Origin of the sequence: Micromonospora fluostatini (assembly GCF_050410825.1) — a bacterium.
Taxonomy (GTDB): Bacteria; Actinomycetota; Actinomycetes; order Mycobacteriales; family Micromonosporaceae; genus Micromonospora; species Micromonospora rosaria.
Genome location: NZ_CP191251.1, coordinates 6,381,333 through 6,401,987 on the forward strand (window position 1 = coordinate 6,381,333; position 20,655 = coordinate 6,401,987).

Consider the following 20,655-nt stretch of genomic DNA (forward strand, 5'->3'; position numbering starts at 1 on the left):
TCGGGGGCTGACCCCGCCGAATTTCCGATCCGAGGAAGCGTGCCGTGACCGAGCAGAAGCCCGTCCCTGTCGACCCCGCCGACGACCTTCCCGAGCAGATGAAGGTCCGCCGGGAGAAGCGGGACCGGCTGCTCGCCGAGGGCGTCGAGCCGTACCCGGTCGGCTATCCCCGCAGCAGCACCCTGGCGACGGTCCGGGCGACCTACGCCGAGCTGCCCACCGACACCGCCACCGGGGACCGGGTCGCGGTCACCGGCCGGGTGATCTTCGTACGGAACACCGGCAAGCTCTGCTTCGCCACCCTCCGGGACGGTGACGGCACCGAACTCCAGGCGATGCTCTCGCTGGACCGGGTCGGCGCGGAGCGGCTGGAGGACTGGAAGCGCCTGATCGACCTGGGCGACCACGTCGGGGTCACCGGCGAGGTGATCACCAGCCGCCGGGGCGAGCTCTCCGTGCTGGTCGAGCAGTGGGCGATCACCGCGAAGGCGCTGCGACCGCTGCCGGTGGCGCACAAGCCGCTGAGCGAGGAGGCCCGCGTCCGGCAGCGGTACGTGGACCTGATCGTCCGGCCGCAGGCCCGGGAGATGGTCCGTACCCGCGCCGCCGCCGTCCGCAGTCTCCGGGACTCCCTGCACGCGCAGGACTACATTGAGGTGGAGACGCCGATGCTGCAACTGCTGCACGGCGGCGCGGCGGCCCGCCCATTCGTGACCCACAGCAATGCATTGCACACCGATCTGTATCTGCGAATCGCCCCGGAACTGTTTCTGAAGCGGGCCGTCGTCGGTGGGGTCGATCGGGTGTTCGAGATCAACCGCAACTTCCGTAATGAGGGTGTCGACTCTTCGCATTCGCCCGAGTTCGCGATGCTGGAGGCGTACCAGGCGTACGGCGACTACGACACCATGGCGGACCTCACCCGCAATCTGGTGCAGCGCGCGGCGGTCGCGGTGGCCGGCTCCACGGTGGTGACGCACGCCGATGGCCGGCAGTTCGACCTGGGCGGCGAGTGGCGCTCGGTCTCCCTGTTCGGGGTGCTCTCCGAGGCGCTCGGCGAGGAGGTCACCGTCCGCACCGAGCGCGCCCGCCTGGTCGAGTACGCCGACAAGGTCGGGCTGGCCGTGGACCCGAAGTGGGGGCCGGGCAAGCTGGCCGAGGAGCTGTTCGAGGAGCTGGTGGTGCCGGGGCTGCAGGCACCGACCTTCGTCCGGGACTACCCGGAGGAGACCAGCCCGCTGACCCGGGCGCACCGCAGCGAGCCGGGGCTGGCCGAAAAATGGGACCTCTATGTGCTCGGTTTCGAGCTGGGTACCGCGTACTCCGAGCTGGTGGACCCGGTGGTGCAGCGCGAGCGGCTGGTGGCCCAGGCCCAGCTCGCGGCCCGTGGCGACGCCGAGGCCATGCGCCTGGACGAGGACTTTCTCCGGGCGATGGAGTACGGAATGCCCCCGGCCGGGGGTATGGGAATGGGAATCGACCGGCTGTTGATGGCGCTCACCGGCCTGGGAATTCGGGAAACCATCCTCTTCCCGTTGGTCCGGCCCGAGTAGTTCCCCGGTGTCGGCGCCGACTTTTCTGGCCGTACTATTGACGCGGCGAGCATCGAGCGGGCTATTGTGCTCCTGGCAGGAGACCCTGCTCGAAAGGATTGTGCGACGTGGCCAAGCAGATCATTCACAAGCTGGTCGATGACCTGGACGGCGGGGACGCCGACGAGACCGTGAAGTTCGCCCTCGACGGCGTTCAGTACGAGATCGACCTGTCGGACTCCAACGCGGAGAAATTGCGCGAGGCATTCGCGCAGTACGTTGCCGCCGGGACCAAGGTCGGTCGGGGCGGCGTGGTGGTCGGGGGACGGGCCGCGCGGGGGCGCGGCGGAGCGACCGCCGACCGCGAGCAGAACAAGGCGATCCGGGCCTGGGCGAAGAAGGAGGGGCGGGAGATCTCCGACCGGGGGCGGATCCCGCAGGAGATCGTCGAGGAGTACCACTCCCGCGCTGGCCGCTGAGCGACCGCGACAGGCGACACCGACGCCGGGCCGGAGACATCTCCGGGCCGGCGTCGCCGTCCGTACCGGCCCGCCCTCCGGTCGGGACGGGCGCCACCGGCGCAGCGGGCGCCGGGAAGAGAACCGGCCCGGACGGCGTTGTCCACAGCCGGTGGAGAGTCTTTCCACAGCCTGTGGACAACCGCTGCGGGGGCCTGGGGAGCCATCGCCCGGTCCTGCGGAATTTCGCTCTGCGCGTACAGCCAGAGGCCCCGGAACACCGTCTGAGCGTGGACGGTTGGGTAGAACGACGCGTACCTGGGCGCTGGCGGCGACACACGACCTCAGCGGAGCCGGTCCGCGGCGATAGAGTAATGAGGCAAGGACGCCCGTCCCGGACGTCCGCGCACCGGCCCCGCCGAGATCTGACCATCAAGGCGCACGGCACGTGAGGAGCACGAGGGCATGTTCGAGCGGTTCACCGACCGAGCGCGACGGGTTGTCGTCCTGGCCCAGGAAGAGGCCCGGATGCTCAACCACAACTACATCGGTACGGAACACATCCTGCTGGGCCTGATCCACGAGGGTGAGGGCGTCGCGGCGAAGGCCCTGGAGAGCCTCGGCATCTCCCTGGAGGGCGTCCGCCAGCAGGTGGAGGAGATCATCGGCCAGGGCCAGCAGGCGCCGAGCGGGCACATCCCGTTCACGCCGCGGGCCAAGAAGGTGCTGGAGCTGTCGCTGCGTGAGGCGCTGCAGCTCGGCCACAACTACATCGGCACGGAGCACATCCTGCTCGGGCTGATCCGGGAGGGCGAGGGCGTCGCCGCCCAGGTGCTGGTCAAGCTCGGCGCCGACCTCAACCGGGTCCGCCAGCAGGTGATCCAGCTCCTCTCCGGGTACCAGGGCAAGGAGCCGGCCGCGGCGGGCGCCGCCACCGGCGAGGCCGCGCCGTCGACCAGCCTGGTGCTGGACCAGTTCGGCCGCAACCTGACCCAGGCCGCCCGCGAGGGCAAGCTCGACCCGGTCATCGGGCGCGAGAAGGAAATCGAGCGGGTCATGCAGGTGCTCTCCCGCCGTACCAAGAACAACCCGGTCCTGATCGGTGAGCCCGGCGTCGGCAAGACCGCCGTGGTGGAGGGGCTGTCCCAGAAGATCATCAAGGGCGAGGTGCCCGAGACGCTCAAGGACAAGCAGCTCTACACCCTCGACCTGGGTGCCCTGGTCGCCGGCTCCCGGTACCGCGGTGACTTCGAGGAGCGCCTGAAGAAGGTGCTCAAGGAGATCCGCACCCGGGGCGACATCATCCTCTTCATCGACGAGATCCACACCCTGGTGGGCGCGGGTGCCGCCGAGGGCGCGATCGACGCGGCGAGCATCCTCAAGCCGATGCTGGCCCGGGGTGAGCTGCAGACCATCGGCGCGACCACCCTCGACGAGTACCGCAAGCACCTGGAGAAGGACGCCGCGCTGGAGCGCCGGTTCCAGCCGATCCAGGTGGGTGAGCCGTCGCTGGCGCACACCATCGAGATCCTCAAGGGCCTGCGCGACCGCTACGAGGCGCACCACCGGGTGAGCATCACCGACGCCGCTCTCGTGGCGGCGGCGACGCTGGCCGACCGGTACATCTCCGACCGGTTCCTGCCGGACAAGGCGATCGACCTGATCGACGAGGCCGGGGCCCGGATGCGGATCCGCCGGATGACCGCGCCGCCGGACCTGCGCGACTTCGACGAGCGGATCGCCCAGGTCCGCCGGGACAAGGAGTCCGCGATCGACGCGCAGGACTTCGAGCGTGCCGCCCAGCTCCGGGACAAGGAGAAGCAGCTCCTCGGCCAGAAGGCCCAGCGGGAGAAGGAGTGGAAGGCCGGTGACCTGGACGTCGTCAGCGAGGTCGACGACGAGCAGATCGCCGAGGTCCTCGGCAACTGGACCGGCATCCCGGTCTACAAGCTGACCGAGGAGGAGACCTCCCGCCTGCTGCGCATGGAGGACGAGCTGCACAAGCGCGTCATCGGCCAGGAGGACGCGGTCAAGGCGGTCTCGAAGGCGATCCGGCGGACCCGGGCCGGCCTGAAGGACCCGAAGCGGCCGTCCGGCTCGTTCATCTTCGCCGGCCCGTCCGGCGTCGGTAAGACCGAGCTCTCCAAGGCGCTCGCCGAGTTCCTCTTCGGCAGCGAGGACGCGCTGATCCAGCTCGACATGTCCGAGTTCCACGACCGGTACACGGTCTCCCGCCTGGTCGGTGCCCCGCCCGGATACGTCGGGTACGACGAGGGTGGCCAGCTCACCGAGAAGGTGCGCCGTCGGCCGTTCTCGGTGGTCCTCTTCGACGAGATCGAGAAGGCCCACCCGGACGTGTTCAACACCCTGCTCCAGATCCTGGAGGACGGTCGGCTCACCGACGGTCAGGGGCGGATCGTGGACTTCAAGAACACGGTCATCATCCTGACCACCAACCTGGGCACCCGGGACGTGGCCAAGGCGGTCTCGCTCGGTTTCCAGGCGTCGGAGGACTCCGACTCCAACTACGACCGGATGAAGCAGAAGGTCAACGACGAGCTGAAGCAGCACTTCCGGCCGGAGTTCCTGAACCGGATCGACGACACCATCGTCTTCCACCAGCTCCGCCAGCTGGAGATCCTCTCGATCGTGGACATCATGATCCAGCGGATCGAGACCCAGCTCCGCAACAAGGACATGGGCCTGGAGCTGACCGACAACGCCAAGAAGTACCTGGCGAAGAAGGGCTTCGACCCGGTGCTCGGGGCGCGTCCGCTGCGTCGCACGATCCAGCGCGACATCGAGGACAACCTCTCCGAGCGGATCCTGTTCAACGAGCTGACCCCGGGTCAGATCGTGGTGGTGGACTGCGAGGGCGACCCGGAGGACATCGACAAGTCCAAGCTGGTCTTCAAGGGCGCGGACAAGCCGGTGGAGGTGCCGGACGCCGTCCCCGCCGACCTGGGTGGCACCGCCGCCGCCGGGGCGGACGAGTGACCACCTGAGGTAGGCGCACGACGAACGGGCTCGGCCCGGCGGTACTCCACCGCCGGGCCGAGCCTTTCGCCGCCGTGGGGAGGTGCTGCCGGCCTCAGACGAGGGCGGGGGCGGCCGGTCCGCCGTCGCCGACCAGCCGGAACGACGCCTCGCCGACCGGCTCGACCAGGCCGTCGGTGACCAGCCCGGCCAACGCCCGGGAGCGCTGCACGTCGTCGGCCCAGACCTGGTCCAGGCGTTGCCGGGGCACCGGCCCGGTGGTCTCGCGCAGCACGCCGAGCAGCAGTCCACGGACCTGCCGGTCGGTGCCGGCGTACTGCTGGGGGCGGCGGGTGGGGCCGGTCGGTGGAGGGCTGCCGGCGGCCCGCCAGGCGCACACCGACGCCACCGGGCACCGGTCGCACCGGGGCGAACGGGCCACGCAGAGCACCGCGCCCAGCTCCATGAAGGCCGCGCTGGCCAGGGCGGCGGCGGCCGGCTCGACGGGCAGCAGCTCCTCGGTGGCCACCAGGTCGGCGGGGCGGGTGGCGGGGCCGGCGTCCGGCTCCCCGGCGATCGCCCGGCAGACCACCCGACGGACGTTCGTGTCGACCACCGGGTGCCGCTGCCCGTACGCGAACGCGGCCACCGCCCGCGCGGTGTACGTCCCCACCCCGGGCAGCGCCAGGAGCTGGTCCAGCCGGTCCGGGACCGCACCGGCGTGCCGCTCGACGATCGCCACCGCGCAGTCGCGCAGCCGTACCGCCCGGCGAGGGTAGCCGAGCCGTCCCCACATCCGGATCGCCTCGGCGGGGGTGTCGTCGGCCAGCGCGGCCGGGGTCGGCCAGCGGGCCAACCAGGCCTCCCAGGCGGGCACCACCCGCACGACCGGGGTCTGCTGGAGCATGACCTCGCTGACCAGGATGGCCCAGGGTGTCACCCCGGGACGGCGCCACGGCAGGTCCCGGGCGTGCTCGGAGTACCACCGACTGACCAGGGTGGCGAACGTTGGCTCAGACATCGCGCGCTGATGATGTCACGGGTCGCCGTCCCGCGGGTTGGGCGGTCCCGGCGGGGCCGTCGTCGCAGCACCGGACGGTTCGGGGAGAATGCCCGGATGAACCAGCTCGCGATCACCGTCATCGGCCGGGACCGGCCCGGCATCGTGGCCGACGTCGCCGAGGGGCTCGCCCGGCTCGGCGCGAACCTCACCGACTCCACCATGACCCGGCTGCGCGGGCACTTCGCGATGACCCTGATCTGCGTCGGACCGACCGCCGCCGAGGCCGAGGCCGCGCTGGCCCCGCTCGCCGCCGACGGTCAGCTCCTGGCGACGGTACGCGCGGTCACCCCGGACGGGGAGGCGGTACCGGCCGGCGAGCCGTACGTGCTGGCCGTGCACGGTGCCGACCGGATGGGCATCGTGGCCGCGCTGACCCGGCTGCTCGCCGACGTCGGGGGCAACGTCACCGACCTCAGCACCCGACTGGCCGGCTCGCTCTACGTGGTGGTGGCCGAGGTGGACCTGCCCCCGGGTACCGCCGACGAACTGGCCGGGCGACTGACCCGGACCGCCGCCGACCTGGGTGTGGAGGCCACCCTCCGGCCGGTCGAGACGGATCTGCTGTGACCGGGCTCGGCGGCTGGACACCCGAGGCGCTGGCGGTGCCGGGCGAGGTCCGGCCGGTGCTGTCGGCGCCCGACCCGGTGCTCAGCCGGGCGGGCGCGGCGGTCGACCCGACCTCGGCGGAGACGGTCCGGCTCGCCGCCGACCTGGTCGCGACCATGCGGGTCTCCCCGGGCTGCGTCGGGCTGGCCGCCCCGCAGGTCGGGGTCGGCGCGCAGGTCTTCGCGGTGGACGTCACCGGGCATCCGAAGGCGGTCACCGTGCACGGCACGTTCGTGCTGTGCAACGCGCGGGTGGTCGAGGCGACCCGGTGGAAGGCGGGTCGGGAGGGCTGCATGTCGGTGCCCGACCTGACCGGTGACGTGAAGCGGGCCAGCCGGCTGGTGGTGGAGGGCGAACTGCCGGGGACCGGGGAGACGGTCCGGCTGGTCACCGACGGCTTCGAGGCCCGCGCCCTGCAACACGAGATCGACCACTGCGCCGGTCAGCTCTTCCTCGACCGGGTCGCCGGGGCGCACGCCATCCACCAGCGCAAGGTGTACCTGTCCGGGCCGGACCGACCAGGGCAGCCGTCGTGAGTGGAAGGTCGGTGCGGTGAGCCGTCGCCGGTCCGGCGCGTCGTGCCGGGCAGGGGCGCGCCGCGCCGCTACCGTGGGGGCATCATGCGTCTGACGGTCGGTCCCCTGCCATCCGCCGTTTACTGGCGGCGTCGCGCCGTCGTGCTCGGCGCGGTGGTCCTGCTCCTGATAGTCCTGTTGTACTCCTGTAACCGGTCGGAGAACACCGGGGGGACACGGGGCGGCGCGCCGTCCCCCTCGGGGGTGCCGGCGCCGGACGAGTCCGTGCTGACCCCGCAGACCGGGACGCCGTCGGAGGGGCCGGGCGGTTCGGCCGCGCCGGGCGGCCCGGGGGGCGAGGGTGACAGCAGCGGCTCCGGCGATTCGGGTGGCCAGGTCGGGCCGGACGCGGGTCCGGGCAACCCGGGCGGCGGTCCGGGCAATCCGGGCTCGGGCGACTCCGGTGGCCAGGGCACGTCCTTCGGCGGCTCCGGGGTGCCGGCCGTGCCGGCGGCTGCGGACCTGTGCACGGACGAGGAGATCCTGGTGACCCCGGTGGCCAACCCCGCGCGGGCCACCAGCGGGACGGTGGTCAACCTGCATATCAAGATCAAGAATCGGTCGGAGCGGACCTGCAGCCGGGACGTCGGCGCGGACCCGCAGGAGCTGTTCATCAAGTCCGGCGCGGAGAAGGTCTGGTCCTCCGACACCTGCGGCGTGGCCAAGGGCTCCGACATGCAGTCGTTCACCGCCGGCTTCGAGCGGTCGTACCAGGTGGCCTGGAACGGGCGGGACAGCAGCCGCTGCGGCGAGGGAGCCGCCACCGGCGAGCCGGTGAAGCCCGGGACGTACCAGCTCTACGGGCGGCTCGGGACGAAGCTCAGCGAGCCGGTGGAGATCACCATCGTCGGCTGACCCCGGCGTGTGCCGCCCGCCCGGACGGGCCGGGGCACCGGGTGGCACGCCGCGCGGCCGGCGCAGGCGTGCCCGGCGCGGGTCAGACGTACCGCTCCAGGATGGACGCCTCGGCCAGCCGGGACAGCCCCTCCCGGACGCCCCGGGCCCGCGCGTCGCCGACCCCCTCGACGGCCTGCAGGTCCTCCACGGTCGCCCCGAGCAGCCGTTGCAGGCTGCCGAAGTGCACCACCAGCCGGTCGACGATCGCCACCGGCAGCCGGGGCACCTTGGCCAGCAGCCGGAAGCCGCGCGGACTGACCGCCGCGTCCAGCGCGTCCGACGCGGACGGGTACCCGATGGCCTTGGCGACGGCGACCAGGTCGATCAGCTCGGTGGCGCCGAGCAGGTCCAGCTCGACCAGCGCCTCGTCGAGGGTGCGGGACTTGCGGCCGGTGGGCAGGTAGTCCCGGATGACCAGGGTGCGGTCCGCGTCCACGCCCGCCATCAGCTCGTCGAGCTGGAGGGCGAGCAGCCGGCCGTCGGTGCCCAGCTCGACCACGTACCCGGCGATCTCGTCGGCGATCCGGCGGACCATCTCCAGCCGCTGCACCACGGCGACCGCGTCCCGGACGGTGACCAGGTCCTCGATCTCCAGGGCGGAGAGGGTGCCGGAGACCTCGTCCAGGCGGAGCTTGTACCGCTCCAGGGTGGCCAGCGCCTGGTTGGCCCGGGACAGGATCGCCGCCGAGTCGTCCAGCACGTGGCGCTGGCCGTTGACGTACAGGCTGATGATCCGCATGGACTGGCTGACCGAGATGACCGGGTACCCGGTCTGCCGGGCGACCCGCTCGGCGGTGCGGTGTCGGGTACCGGACTCCTCGGTCGGGATCGACGGGTCGGGCATCAGGTGCACGGCGGCGCGGACGATCCGGGTGCCGTCGCTGGAGAGCACCACCGCACCGTCCATCTTGCACAGCTCACGGACCCGGGTGGCGGAGAACTCCACGTCCAGCGGGAAACCGCCGGTGCAGAGCCCCTCGACGACCTTGTCGTAGCCGAGGACGATCAGCGCGCCCGTCCGGCCGCGCAGGATCCGTTCCAGTCCGTCACGCAGCGCGGTGCCCGGGGCCATCAGGGCGAGATTGGCGCGGAGCGGGTCACCGCTCGCGCCGCCGGGGCCCCCGGTCACGCTGACGCTGATCGGACGGGCGGGCGAACCCACGGCACCCGTGCGGACGTGGGTTGTCGCGCCGGCAGGCTTGGTGGCATCGCGGTCGATCGGCACGGGCACAGTCTACGGACTGCCCTGCGTTGGGTGCTGTCGCGGTTACTGTGATGTGTCACGTGACCGGCCCTTTTCCGTTCCGTCGTACACGCAGCGTCACCCGGCCGACGCGCGGGCTGCGGCCTGGAGCGCGGACCGGACGTCGGTCGCCTCGACCACGCGCATGTTCTCCGGGCCGGCGCCGGTCGACTCCGGGCCGCAGCCGGGCGGCACGATCGCGTACCGGAACCCGAGCCGGGCCGCCTCGGCCAGCCGGCGGGGGACCGCGCCGACCCGGCGTACCTCACCGGTCAGCCCGACCTCGCCGATCGCCAGCAGGTGCGGGTCGATGGCCAGGTTGAGCCCGCCGGAGGCGACGGCGAGCGCGACCGCCAGGTCGGCCGCCGGCTCCACCACCCGGATGCCGCCCACGGTGGCGGCGAAGACCTCCCGGTCGTGCAGGGTGAGCCGTTCGGTGCGCCGTTGCAGCACGGCCAGCACCATCGCCAGCCGGGCGCCGTCCAGCCCGGAGACGGTCCGCCGGGGCGAGCCGGCGACGGTCGCGCCGATCAGCGCCTGCACCTCGGTGACCAGTGCCCGGCGACCCTCCATCGCCACCGTGACGCAGGTGCCCGGCACCGGCTCGGAGTACCGGGTCAGGAAGAGCCCGGACGGGTCGGCCAGGCTGCTGATGCCGCCCTCGTGCATCTCGAAGCAGCCCACCTCGTCGGCGGCGCCGAACCGGTTCTTCACGCCGCGCACCATCCGCAGCGAGGAGTGCTTGTCGCCCTCGAAGTGCAGCACCACGTCGACCAGGTGCTCCAGCACCCGGGGGCCGGCCACCTGGCCGTCCTTCGTCACGTGCCCGACCAGCACGGTGGCGATGCCCCGCTCCTTGGCCACCGCGACCAGCGCGGCGGTGACCGCCCGGACCTGGGTCACCCCGCCCGGCACGCCCTCGGTGCCGGTGGTGGAGATGGTCTGCACCGAGTCGAGCACCAGCAGCCCCGGCCCGACCGCGTCCAGGTGGCCCAGGACGGCGCCCAGGTCGCTCTCGGCGGCCAGGTAGAGCCGCTCGTGCAGGGCGCCCATCCGCTCGGCGCGCAACCGCACCTGGCTGACCGACTCCTCGCCGCTGACCACGAGCGACGGGCTGCCCGCCCCGGCGGCCCACTGCTGGGCCACGTCGAGCAGCAGGGTCGACTTGCCCACCCCGGGCTCGCCGGCGAGCAGCACCACGGCACCGGGGACCAGGCCACCGCCGAGCACCCGGTCCAGCTCGCTGACGCCGGTGGGCCGGGCGCGGGCCGGGGCGGCGCTGATCTCGGCGATCGGGCGGGCCGGCTCGGCGGGCATCCGGGAGCTGACCACCCGGCCGGCGACCGTCGGGCCGGTGAGGGTCGACTCGACCACGGAACCCCACTCGCCGCACTCCGGGCAGCGACCCACCCACTTCGGCGGCTGGTGTCCGCAGGCGTCGCACTCGTACGCCGGGCGGGGCTCACGGGCGGCGCCGCGGGCCCGGCCGGCGGTGCCGGCACGCCCCCGGCCGGCGCCGGCCGGCAGGTTCGATCGGGAGGTCGTCACACCAGGGACGCTAGCCGGCCGCTGTGACGAGAACACCGCCGGCATGGGTCTCCACGCCGGCGGTGTCGGGCTCGATCAGGTGTCGACTCCGGGGGTCAGTGCCCCTCGCCCTCGATGCCGAACTCACGCTCGATGATCGGCGACGGCGGGGCGGCCGGGGTGAGCGGCACGGCGACCGGCGCCGGGGTCTGCAGGGTCTGGCCGTTGCCGAGGTCGAAGACCAGGTTCACCTGCTGGCCGGCGAGCAGCGCCTCGTTCAGGCCGATGAGCTGGAGCTGACCGGTGGCGCCCCCGGTGAGCTGCACGTAACTGAGCGCCGGCACCTCGATCCGGGCCGGCTGGCCGGCCGGGGCGGAGGGGCCGGGGGAGGCGGACTCGTCGTCGGACGGGCTCGGCGAGGCCGACCCGTCGGGGGAGGGCGAACCCTCCGGGGAGGGGGAGGCCTCGGGGGAGGCCGAGCCGGTCCCGGACGGCGTGGGCCCACCGGGGCCACCGGGCGAGGGCGGGCTGCCCGGCGACTCGGACGGGGTCGGGCTGGCCGTGCCGGCGGTGCCGGTGAGCAGCACCTCCCGGGCGCTGTCGGTGCCGACGGTGACGGTGATCGCACGGTCGGTGTCGTTGTAGAGGATCACGCTGAGCGGGGCGTTGTCGCCGGCCTCGTAGCCCTCCGTGCCCGGGTAGTCGACCTGGAGTCCGCGGATCTTGAAGCCGTTGTCCGGAGTCTGGATGTTGACGCCCTGGACCGACGGCACCTTGTTGGCCGTCTCCGACACCTGGCCGGTGCCGCAGCCGGCGGCCAGGCTGGTCACCGCCACCATTCCGGCCAGCAGCACGGCCGCCCGTCGGGATGCCCTGATCGAGCGCGTCACGTCGGTCCTCCTCGTTGCGATCCCCGCCCGGTCGCACGCCGGGCGCGGTGGCCATACCCGCGCAGACCGCGCTCCAGGGTAGTTGGGCCGCGACGGCCGCCGCACGGCGACCCGGGAACACCACCACCAGGGCCGGACCGGGCGCCCGGGAACGCCGCCGCCCAGCCCTTCCGGACGGCCGGGGGCCACGGCCGGCCGGCCCGCTCCCGGGAACCGGGGGCAGCGACCGGCCGGCCCGTTCCGGGGCGACCGGGGACGACGGCCGGCCGGCCCGTTCCGGTCAGACCAGCCGGCCGCTCGCCACGAGCAGGACGACGTCGATCAGCGCCACCAGCAGCACCGCCCGGAAGGCGGCCACCGGGCGGACCGACGACCGGCCGACGAGCCGGCCGCCGTACCAGCTCAGGGGCGGTACCACGGCGGCGGTCAGCACCGCCGCGAGGCCGAGCGCGGACGGCGGGCCGGGCGGCCCGAGGACGAGGACCCCGGTGGCCACGAGGAGCAGCCCGGCGGCGGCCAGCCGGCTGCCGGTCGGGCCGAGCCGGTGCGGCAGGCCCCGTACCCCGGTCCGCGCGTCGTCGGCCAGGTCGGGCAGCACGTTGGCGAAGTGCGCCCCGGCGCCCAGGCAGGCCGCCGCCGCGACCAGCCAGAGCGGTGGGGCCGGCGCGCCGGGCAGGGCCAGCACGACGAACGCGGGCAGCGTGCCGAAGGAGAACGCGTACGGCAGCACCGAGACCGGCGTCGACTTCAGCGGCCAGTCGTAGAGCAGGGCCGAGACCAGGCCGGCGGTCGCCCAGAACGCCGCCGTCGGGTTGGTGGTCAGCGCGAGCAGCGGGGTGGCCACGGCGGCGAGCAGCGCGGCCAGGGCGACCGTCCGGCGGCCGACCGTCCCCGCCGCCACCGGTTTGTCGGTCCGCCCGACCGCGCCGTCCCGCCCGGCGTCGAGCGCGTCGTTGGCCCAGCCGGTCGCGAGCTGGCTCGCCCCCACGGTGGCGGCCACCGCCACGATCCCGGCCGGCCGGTGCCCGACGCCCCAGGCGAGCAGGCCGGCGACCAGGGTGACCGCGGCGGTCGGCTCCGGATGACTGGCTTTGACCAGCCCTAACACCAAACGCGACATAAGAGAAGTCTGGTCGTTACCGGGGAGTCGTGCCACGCTCGGTGCCATGCGAGACGTGGGTGCGACTCCGCCGTCCGGCCGGCTGTCCCCGCCGCCCGACGCTTCCCGGCCACCGGACGAGGGCCCCGCCGGCTCGCCGCCGGGGGCCGGGGCTGAACCGCCCGGGGCTGAGCAGCCCGGCGCGCGGCCCCGCTCGTTGCCGCGCAACGACCCCCGGCAGTACGACGACCTCGCCGGTGAGTGGTGGCGGCCGGACGGCGCGTTCGCCATGCTGCACTGGCTGGCGCGGGCCCGCGCGGCGCTGGTGCCCCCGGCGTCCCGGCCCGACGCGCTCCTGGTCGACCTGGGCTGCGGGGCCGGGCTGCTCGCCCCGCACGTGGCCGGCAAGGGGTACCGGCACGTCGGGGTGGACCTCACCCGGTCCGCGCTGGAACAGGCCGCCACGCACGGGGTGTCCGTGGTCAACGCCGACGTCACCGCCGTCCCGCTGGCCGACGGGTGCGCCGACGTGGTCGCCGCCGGGGAACTGCTGGAGCACGTACCCGACTGGCGGCGGGCGGTGGCCGAGGCGTGCCGGCTGCTGCGGCCGGGTGGCCTGCTGGTGCTGGACACCCTGAACGACACCGCGCTGAGCCGGCTGGTCGCGGTCGGGGTGGCCGAGCGGCTGCCCACCGTGCCCCGGGGCATCCACGATCCACGGTTGTTCGTGGACCACCGGGCGCTGATCGCCGAGTGCGCCCGGCACGGCGTCGACCTGCGGGTGCGCGGGGTCCGGCCGGAGGTCTCGGGGCTGGTCGGCTGGCTGGCCCGGCGGATGCTGGCCACCGCCGCTGCGGGCGGCCGGCCGCCCCGGATCGTGCCCACCTGGTCGACCGCGGTGTTGTACCAGGGACGGGGCGTCCGGCGTGGGTAGTGGGTAGCGGTGGCGCTGCCAGGGTAGAGGTGGGGGACGCCCGAGAGGAGCGAGGATGACGGTGCACGCGCTGGAGACGGCCCGCCGGTTGGCGCCGAGGTTCGCCGCCCGGGCGGCCGAGCACGACCGGGACGGCTCGTTCCCCGTCGACGACTTCGCGGACCTGCGCGAGGCCGGACTCTTCGGCCTGATGGTGCCGCGTGAGCTGGGTGGCCTGGGGGCCACCTTCGCCGAGTACGCGGCGGTCGCCGGTGAGCTGGCCCGGGGCAACGGCGCGACCGCGCTGGTGTTCAACATGCACGCCTCGGTCACCGGCGCGCTCGGCGCGGTCACCGAGGACCTGGCCGAGGCGTTGGGCGTACCGGACGAGGCGCTGGCCGCCCGGGACGCGCTGCTGCGGGCGGCGGCCGAGGGCTCCTGGTACGCGGTGGCGATGAGCGAACGCGGGGCGGGTGCCCGGCTGTCCCAGCTCAGCACGGTCTACGAGCCGGTCGACGGGGGCTGGCACCTCAAGGGCAGCAAGACGTTCTGCTCCGGCGCCGGGCACGCCGACGGGTACCTGGTGGCCGCCCGCAGCGCCACCGACCCGTCGGTGGTCTCCCAGTTCCTGGTCCCGGCCGGGCCGGCCGGGCTGGACGTCGAGCCGACCTGGGACTCGCTCGGGATGCGCGCCACCGCCTCGCACGACCTGCACCTGAACGTGACCGTGCCGGCGGACCGGCTGCTCGGCGGGGTCGAGGGGCTGGCCCTGGTGGTCGCCCAGTTGATGCCGCACTGGCTGGTGGCCAGCTACGCCGCCGTCTACGCCGGGGTGGCACGGGCCGCGATCGACGCGGCGGCCGAGCACCTCGTCGCCCGGAACCTGGCCGGCCTGCCGGCGGTCCGGGCCCGGCTCGGGCGGGCCGACGCGGCGGCTGCCGCCGCCGGGCTGGCCGTGGCCGAGGCGGCCCGCCGGGTGGACGAGGCCCCGGGCGACGAGGAGACCAACCGCTGGGTGTGGCGGGCGAAGCTGTTGGCCGGCACCACCGCCGCCGAGGTGGCGGCCTCCATGGTGGAGGCGGCCGGCACCTCCGCGACCCGGCGTGGGCACCCGCTGGAACGGCTCTACCGGGACGCCCGGTGCGGCTCGCTGCACCCGGCCACCTCCGACGTGTGCGCCGACTGGCTCGGCGTCGCGGCGCTGGGCGGCGACCCGGACCGCGACGGATCGACACCTCGGTGGTGACCGCCGGTCGGGCGGCTGGAGGAGAGGCGGCAAGGGTGGCCGTACCGGTGATCGCGGGGCTGGGGACGGCGCATCCGCCGTCGGCCGGGCAGGACGAGTTGTGGGCGGGTTTCTTCTCCCGGCACTTCTCCGGCAGCACCCGGGCGATGGCCCAGCGGATCTTCGCCAACTCCGGGGTGACCCGGCGGCAGGCGGCGGTGAGCCCGTTGCTGGAGAACGTCTCGGAGTGGCCGACCGAGCGCCGGATGCGCCGGTACCAGGTGGAGGCGGTGCCGTTGGGGCGGCAGGCCGTCGAGCGGGCGCTGGCCGAGGCCGGCCTGGCCGCCGCCGACGTGGGCCTCTTCGTGGTCTGCTCCTGCACCGGGTACGCCACCCCGGGGCTGGACATCGTGCTGGCCCGGGACGTCGGCATGGCCCCGGACACCCAGCGGATGTTCGTCGGGCACATGGGCTGTTACGCCGCCCTGCCCGGCCTGGGCGCGGTGAGCGACTTCGTCACCGCCCGGGGGCGGCCGGCGGTGCTGCTCTGCGCCGAGCTGACCAGTCTGCACCTGCAACCCGCCCGGACCCGGATGGACACCCAGCAGATCGTCTCCCACGCGCTCTTCTCGGACGCCGCGGTCGCCGCCGTGGTCGTCCCTAACGGCCGGGGGTACGCGGTCCGCGAGGTCGCCTCGGTCACCGACACCTCCACCGCCGACCACATGACCTGGGACGTCACCGACACCGGGTTCCGGATGGGGCTGTCGCCGCAGGTGCCGCAGGTGCTCTCGGTGCACGTCCGGGGGCTGGTCGAGGAGCTGCTGACCCGGCACGGCCGCAAGCTGTCCGAGGTGGACGGCTGGGCGGTGCACCCCGGTGGCCCGCGCATCCTGACCGTGGTGGAGCGGGAGCTGGCGCTGCCGGCGGACGGGCTGGCCGCCTCCCGGGCGACCCTGGCCGAGCACGGCAACTGCTCCTCGCCGACGGTGCTGCTGATCCTGGACCGGTTGGGGCGGACGGCCCGACCGCCGGAGCGGGTCGTCCTGCTCGCCTTCGGCCCGGGGCTGACCCTGTACGCGGCCCTGCTCGACCGGCAGGACTGAGCGTCCGATCAGACTTCCGGCCGATTGGCCTGTTCCGCACGGGTGCGGGGCCGGGAGTGGCTGGTTACCCTCGACGGGTGAGCGTCGAGGCGGGTGGCTGGGGCCGCAGTGCCCTGCTGTTCGGGGCGGTCCTGGTGACGCTGGTCGGTGGCGGCGTGTGGTGGCGGGCGAACGCCCCGGGCCCGGCCCCCGTACCGGCGGTCGCGTCCCCTCCCGAACTGATCCGCGTCGAACCGGGCGGGAGCGCTCAGATCGTCCTCGACCCCCGTACGGGTCAGGTGACCGGGTCGACCCGCGCGCTGACCAGGGGAGGCCGCTTGGGCACCGGGTACCCCGGCTTCGGCCCGGCGGCCGCAGACCGGGTGACCATCGCCGGGGGCGAGAGCGTGAGCTGGGCGTTCGATCCCGGTGTCCGGGGCCGGTACGTGGTGCAGTACCGCTGCACCGGGTCCCGGCTCTGGGTGTGGACCGGCCGGGACCGGGTCACCGAGGCGGACCGGTCGGCGTGCGACGGCGACCTGGCCCGGATCGGGATCCCCGCCGGCGCCGGGCCGGTCTCGATCCGGATGGGCACGTACCGCCGGGGCACGGCCGAGGTGCAGATCCAGGTGGTCGCCGTGCCCGGTGGTCACGCCGTGCCCGACGGTCAGCGCACCAGCGCGACCAGGTCGGCGCGGTAGTCCTCGACCGTCCGCGCCTGCGACACCACCCGGTGCAGGGCGCCGGAGCGGGTCACCAGCAGCACGGTGGCGCTGTCCGGCCGGGCCGGCACCTGGAGGAAGGCCCGCAGGCTGCCGGAGGGGTCGGTGAGGACGCGGGCCGGTGGGTCGCCGGGTGGCGGGCCGGTGCCCGTGGCCCCGTCGCCGGGCGTGGCGGCGGACGGGCCGACCAGCACGACGTGGACGCCGGGCGGGGTGGCGGCGGTGGCGGCGGCCACCTGGGCGGCGCACTCGCAGGCGTCGACCAGGATGATCACGGCGGGTAGCAGGCCGCGCAGCGGCACCGGGGACTGGTCCGCGTCGAGCAGGTCCACCGCGGGCAGCGGCCGGCCGGCCAGCCCGCTCGGTGGCGGGTACGGCACGACGGTGGGCCGGTCCCCGCCACGGGGCGGGCGGGGCCAGGCGACGGCGAGCAGGGCGGCGGTGGTGGTCAACGCGACCACCAGCAGGACCAGCAGCGGCAGCCCCAGCATTCGGTGACCGGTGCCGCCCAGGCGGCGCTGCCACCGCCGCCGGGTCGCCTCCCGGCGCAGCTCCCGCCGGACCAGGGCCGCCTCGTCGGCGAGCGCGGCGGCGTCGTCCGGCACGATCACCCGGCCCCACTCCGGGGGCAGGCCGGGGAGGCCGTCGGCGGACCCGGGTCCCCCTGCGTCCGGTATGCCCATCGGACCCCCTGAAACCGTGTGGGTCGGCGGTGTGCCTCAAGCGTCCCGCACCGGGGCGGCTGACGCCACACCTGGGCGCGGAGCGAATCCGGGAGATAACATGAAGTGTGCGTATCGCCTCGCCAGGGCGGTTCCGACGGCCTTCACCGGGAGGGCACCTGGCGATTACGGAGCGTGGTGAAACCATCGGTCTGGCCCTGTGTCAAGCCGAAGAAATACCTCTCACATGGCCCCTGAGCTGCGCCAACGGTCAGGACAGCGGTGAGACATCGGTGCCTGAGCGTGTTACCCTAGACACAGCGAAAGGGGTTTCGAACCTATGGTTTTCAGTGTCGGCGAGACCGTTGTTTACCCCCACCACGGGGCCGCACTCATCGAGGCAATCGAGACTCGGGTCATCAAGGGCGAGCCCAAGCAGTACCTCGTCCTGAGGGTCGCACAGGGTGACCTGACTGTCCGGGTGCCCGCTGAGAACGCCGAGATCGTGGGCGTGCGTGAGGTGGTGGGCGAAGAGGGCCTCGGTAAGGTCTTCGACGTTCTCCGGGCTCCGCACACCGAGGAGCCGACCAACTGGTCGCGGCGTTACAAGGCAAATCTGGAGAAGCTGGCCTCCGGTAACCCGCTGAAGGTCGCCGAGGTGGTTCGCGACCTGTGGCGTCGGGAGCGGGAGCGGGGCCTGTCGGCCGGCGAGAAGCGCATGCTCGCCAAGGCCCGGGACATCCTCGTCGGTGAGGTCGCGCTGGCGGAGAAGAGCACCAAGGACGAGGCGGAGACGCTTCTCGACAAGGTGCTGACCGAGGCCTAGTCTCCGCAGCATTCTCGTACCCACCCCGCAGCACAAGAATTCGAGGACCGCGACGTGACCGCGCAGCTCAACCCGCGCGGTGACGTCGCGGTCCTCGTGCCTGCGGCCGGTGCCGGGGTACGTCTCGGCCCCGGCCGCCCGAAGGCACTGCGGCTGCTCGCCGGGGAGCCGCTGCTGGTGCACGCGGTCCGTCGGCTCGCCGCCGCACCGTCGGTGCACACCATCGTGGTCGCCGCCCCGGCCGCCGAGGTGGCCGCCGTCCGGGACCTGCTCGCCCCGGTCGCCCCGGTCACCGTGGTCCCCGGTGGGGCGGAACGTCAGGCGTCCGTCGCCGCCGCCCTCGCCGCGGTGCCCGCCGGCCTGGAGATCGTCCTGGTGCACGACGCGGCGCGGGCGCTGACCCCGCCGGAGGTGGTCGAGTCGGTGGCCGCCACGGTCCGGGCCGGTCACGACGCGGTGATCCCGGTGCTCCCGGTCGTCGACACGATCAAGGAGGTCGACGCCGGCGAGGTGGTCCTCGGCACGGTCGACCGGGCCACCCTGCGGGCGGTGCAGACCCCGCAGGGCTTCCGCCGGGCCGTGCTGTCGGCCGCGCACGCCGCCGCCGTCGACGCCCTGACCGACGACGCCGGCCTGGTCGAGAAGCAGGGTGTCGCGGTGCGCTGCGTCCCCGGCTCGGAGTACGCCCTGAAGATCACTCGCCCGTTCGACCTGGCCCTCGCCGAGCATCTGCTGACGAGCGAGTCGTGAGGCGTACCCTCGTCCCATGATCGTTCCCCGGGTGGCCATCGGCACCGACGTGCACGCCTTCGAGCCCGGCCGGCCGTGCTGGGTGGCCGGCCTGCACTGGCCCGACCAGGACGGCCTGGCCGGCCACTCGGACGCCGACGTCGCCGCCCACGCGGCCTGCAACGCGCTGCTCTCCGCCGCCGGCCTGGGCGACCTCGGGGCCACCTTCGGGGTGGGCGAGCCGGAGTGGGCCGGCGCCTCCGGGGTGGCCCTGCTCACCGAGACCGCCCGCCGGGTGCGGACGGCCGGGTTCGAGATCGGCAACGTCTCGGTCCAGGTCGTCGGGGTACGCCCCAAGATCGGGCCGCGCCGGGAGGAGGCGCAGCGGGTGCTCTCCGCCGCCGTCGGCGCCCCGGTGACCGTCTCCGCCGCCACCACCGACGGCCTCGGCTTCACCGGCCGCGCCGAGGGGCTCGCCGGGATCGCGGTGGCCCTGGTGTACCCGGCCGGGTCGGCCTAGGCTCGCCGCGATGTCGAACGACGCCGCACCCGACCAGTCCTCGGCCGACGGCTACCTCCAGCGCGCCCAGCTCCTGGCCGAACTCGGCCGCTACGACGAGGCGGCGGCGGAACTGGGGTACGCCGTCGCCCTCGACCCGGGCAACCCCCTGGCCTTGACGATGCTCGCCCAGGTGCACCTGGCCGCCGGTCGGCCCGCCGAGGCGCGTACCGCGGCCGAGTCGGCGGTGGCCGCCGTCCCGCACTTCGTCCCGGCGCTGGTCACCCGGGCGCTGGCCCTGGTCGACCTGGGGGAGTACGCCGAGGCGGCCCGGACCGCCGACGAGATCCTGACGCTCGGCCCGAACGACGCGTACGCCCAGCGCAGCGCGGCGGCGATCCTGGCCGGCGCGCGCAACGGCCAGCCGGCGCTGAACGCGGCCTGGCGCGGGGTGGAGTTGGCGCCCGAGGAGCCGCAGGCGCACCTGGTGCTCGGCCTGGTCGCGGCCCGGCTGGAGCTGTTCGACCTGGCCGAGCGGGCCTACCGGGAGGCGCTGCGCCTCGACCCGCAGCTCGCCGAGGCCCGGCACGACATGGGCGTGCTCCGGCTGGAGCAGCGGCGCTACGCCGAGGCGCTGGAGCACCTGGCCGAGGCGGCGGCGATGAGCCCCGGGCGGGTGGACTCCCGACGCACCATCTCCGACGGGCTGCGCCGGCTGGTGCTCTACGGCGCCGGCTGGTCGCTGGTCGCCACGGTCCTGGTGGCCTGCCTGGCGGCCGGGAACGGGGCGATGTCCCGGTTCTTCGCGGCGGCGGCGGCGCTCGGCGGTGGCCTGCTGGTGTGGCGGTACGCCGCCAAGCTGCCCGGCCTGACCAGCACGATTTTGCCCGGCCTGCTCCGCTCCGACCGGCCGCTGGCGGTGGCCGTGTACGCGGTGGCCGCCGCGCCCGCCCTGATCCTGCTCTACGCCCTGTTCGGCACGCCCTGGCCGCTGGTGCTGGCGATCGCCGTCACCGCCGTGGCGCAACTGGCCGTCTACCGCCGTCCGGTCGCCTGACCCCTGCGCCCTGCGGCGGGGGTGTGAGAGGGGTTCCCTTCTCTGCCGTATGCGTTAAGAGGGGGCCCTTC

At 74.0% G+C, this 20,655-nt stretch carries 20 protein-coding genes; 14 read left to right on the plus strand and 6 right to left on the minus strand.

Translation table 11 applies throughout. The features are described from left to right. Window positions 1–44 precede the first annotated feature (44 nt). The 3 genes from lysS (at window position 45) to ACQUFX_RS28435 (ending at window position 4,987) form a co-directional block, all read left to right on the plus strand. Window positions 45–1,553, plus strand: a complete 1,509-nt coding sequence (gene lysS, locus ACQUFX_RS28425; RefSeq protein ID WP_067370789.1) for a lysine--tRNA ligase — start codon at window positions 45–47, stop codon at window positions 1,551–1,553. Window positions 1,554–1,660: 107 nt separating this feature from the next. Next, on the plus strand, window positions 1,661–2,011 hold the full coding sequence (locus ACQUFX_RS28430) for a histone-like nucleoid-structuring protein Lsr2 (protein WP_067370786.1): 351 nt from the start codon (window positions 1,661–1,663) through the stop codon (window positions 2,009–2,011). Window positions 2,012–2,455: 444 nt separating this feature from the next. Further along, window positions 2,456–4,987, plus strand: coding sequence for an ATP-dependent Clp protease ATP-binding subunit (locus ACQUFX_RS28435; RefSeq protein ID WP_428963267.1), 2,532 nt, complete (start codon window positions 2,456–2,458; stop codon window positions 4,985–4,987). 94 nt (window positions 4,988–5,081) lie between these two features. On the opposite strand, the gene ACQUFX_RS28440 is transcribed toward ACQUFX_RS28435, so the two are convergent. Then, window positions 5,082–5,987 carry an HhH-GPD family protein gene (locus ACQUFX_RS28440; protein WP_428963268.1) on the minus strand — a complete coding sequence of 302 codons (906 nt, stop codon included), beginning with the start codon at window positions 5,985–5,987 and terminating at the stop codon, window positions 5,082–5,084. Window positions 5,988–6,083: 96 nt separating this feature from the next. On the opposite strand from ACQUFX_RS28440, the gene ACQUFX_RS28445 reads away from it, so the two are divergent. The 3 genes from ACQUFX_RS28445 (at window position 6,084) to ACQUFX_RS28455 (ending at window position 8,065) form a co-directional block, all read left to right on the plus strand. Next, window positions 6,084–6,596: a glycine cleavage system transcriptional repressor gene (locus tag ACQUFX_RS28445; RefSeq protein ID WP_067370780.1), complete on the plus strand. Its 513-nt coding sequence runs from the start codon at window positions 6,084–6,086 to the stop codon at window positions 6,594–6,596. Further along, window positions 6,593–7,171 (plus strand): peptide deformylase, encoded by a 579-nt coding sequence (locus tag ACQUFX_RS28450; protein ID WP_428963269.1) that lies wholly within the window; start codon window positions 6,593–6,595, stop codon window positions 7,169–7,171. Before ACQUFX_RS28445 ends, ACQUFX_RS28450 begins: the two co-directional genes overlap by 4 nt. Before the next feature lie 84 nt (window positions 7,172–7,255). Beyond that, on the plus strand, window positions 7,256–8,065 hold the full coding sequence (locus ACQUFX_RS28455) for a hypothetical protein (RefSeq protein ID WP_428963270.1): 810 nt from the start codon (window positions 7,256–7,258) through the stop codon (window positions 8,063–8,065). An 82-nt stretch (window positions 8,066–8,147) separates the two neighbouring features. Here the strand turns inward: ACQUFX_RS28455 and disA are convergent, their stop codons facing one another. From disA to ACQUFX_RS28475, 4 genes are all read right to left on the minus strand, one after another. Then, a complete protein-coding gene (gene disA, locus ACQUFX_RS28460; protein ID WP_428963271.1) occupies window positions 8,148–9,332 on the minus strand; it encodes a DNA integrity scanning diadenylate cyclase DisA in 1,185 nt (394 codons plus the stop codon). A gap of 96 nt (window positions 9,333–9,428) precedes the next feature. Next, entirely contained in the window at window positions 9,429–10,898 is a 1,470-nt protein-coding gene (gene radA, locus ACQUFX_RS28465) for a DNA repair protein RadA (RefSeq protein ID WP_428963272.1), read from the minus strand. A gap of 95 nt (window positions 10,899–10,993) precedes the next feature. Continuing rightward, window positions 10,994–11,767 carry a hypothetical protein gene (locus ACQUFX_RS28470; RefSeq protein ID WP_428963273.1) on the minus strand — a complete coding sequence of 258 codons (774 nt, stop codon included), beginning with the start codon at window positions 11,765–11,767 and terminating at the stop codon, window positions 10,994–10,996. A 280-nt stretch (window positions 11,768–12,047) separates the two neighbouring features. Further along, complete coding sequence (locus ACQUFX_RS28475) at window positions 12,048–12,887, minus strand: UbiA family prenyltransferase (RefSeq protein WP_428963274.1); 840 nt, start codon at window positions 12,885–12,887, stop codon at window positions 12,048–12,050. 46 nt (window positions 12,888–12,933) lie between these two features. On the opposite strand from ACQUFX_RS28475, the gene ACQUFX_RS28480 reads away from it, so the two are divergent. The 4 genes from ACQUFX_RS28480 (at window position 12,934) to ACQUFX_RS28495 (ending at window position 16,790) form a co-directional block, all read left to right on the plus strand. Continuing rightward, window positions 12,934–13,800 (plus strand): methyltransferase domain-containing protein, encoded by an 867-nt coding sequence (locus ACQUFX_RS28480; protein WP_428963275.1) that lies wholly within the window; start codon window positions 12,934–12,936, stop codon window positions 13,798–13,800. A gap of 55 nt (window positions 13,801–13,855) precedes the next feature. Continuing rightward, complete coding sequence (locus tag ACQUFX_RS28485) at window positions 13,856–15,025, plus strand: acyl-CoA dehydrogenase family protein (RefSeq protein WP_428963276.1); 1,170 nt, start codon at window positions 13,856–13,858, stop codon at window positions 15,023–15,025. Between the two features lie 35 nt (window positions 15,026–15,060). Further along, complete coding sequence (locus tag ACQUFX_RS28490; protein WP_428963277.1) at window positions 15,061–16,110, plus strand: type III polyketide synthase; 1,050 nt, start codon at window positions 15,061–15,063, stop codon at window positions 16,108–16,110. Window positions 16,111–16,187: 77 nt separating this feature from the next. Next, entirely contained in the window at window positions 16,188–16,790 is a 603-nt protein-coding gene (locus ACQUFX_RS28495) for a hypothetical protein (protein WP_428963278.1), read from the plus strand. On the opposite strand, the gene ACQUFX_RS28500 is transcribed toward ACQUFX_RS28495, so the two are convergent. Further along, window positions 16,757–17,494, minus strand: a complete 738-nt coding sequence (locus ACQUFX_RS28500; RefSeq protein WP_428963279.1) for a hypothetical protein — start codon at window positions 17,492–17,494, stop codon at window positions 16,757–16,759. The genes ACQUFX_RS28495 and ACQUFX_RS28500 overlap by 34 nt on opposite strands. Window positions 17,495–17,813: 319 nt before the next feature. Here ACQUFX_RS28500 and ACQUFX_RS28505 point away from each other — a divergent pair, with 319 nt between their 5' ends. From ACQUFX_RS28505 to ACQUFX_RS28520, 4 genes are read left to right on the plus strand one after another with little or no spacing between them, the layout of a single operon-like run. Further along, on the plus strand, window positions 17,814–18,299 hold the full coding sequence (locus ACQUFX_RS28505; protein ID WP_007073334.1) for a CarD family transcriptional regulator: 486 nt from the start codon (window positions 17,814–17,816) through the stop codon (window positions 18,297–18,299). A 54-nt stretch (window positions 18,300–18,353) separates the two neighbouring features. Continuing rightward, entirely contained in the window at window positions 18,354–19,049 is a 696-nt protein-coding gene (gene ispD, locus ACQUFX_RS28510) for a 2-C-methyl-D-erythritol 4-phosphate cytidylyltransferase (protein ID WP_428963280.1), read from the plus strand. Between the two features lie 16 nt (window positions 19,050–19,065). Next, window positions 19,066–19,548 carry a 2-C-methyl-D-erythritol 2,4-cyclodiphosphate synthase gene (gene ispF, locus ACQUFX_RS28515; RefSeq protein WP_428963281.1) on the plus strand — a complete coding sequence of 161 codons (483 nt, stop codon included), beginning with the start codon at window positions 19,066–19,068 and terminating at the stop codon, window positions 19,546–19,548. Window positions 19,549–19,558: 10 nt separating this feature from the next. Next, complete coding sequence (locus tag ACQUFX_RS28520; RefSeq protein ID WP_428963282.1) at window positions 19,559–20,584, plus strand: tetratricopeptide repeat protein; 1,026 nt, start codon at window positions 19,559–19,561, stop codon at window positions 20,582–20,584. The last annotated feature ends 71 nt before the right edge of the window (window positions 20,585–20,655 follow it).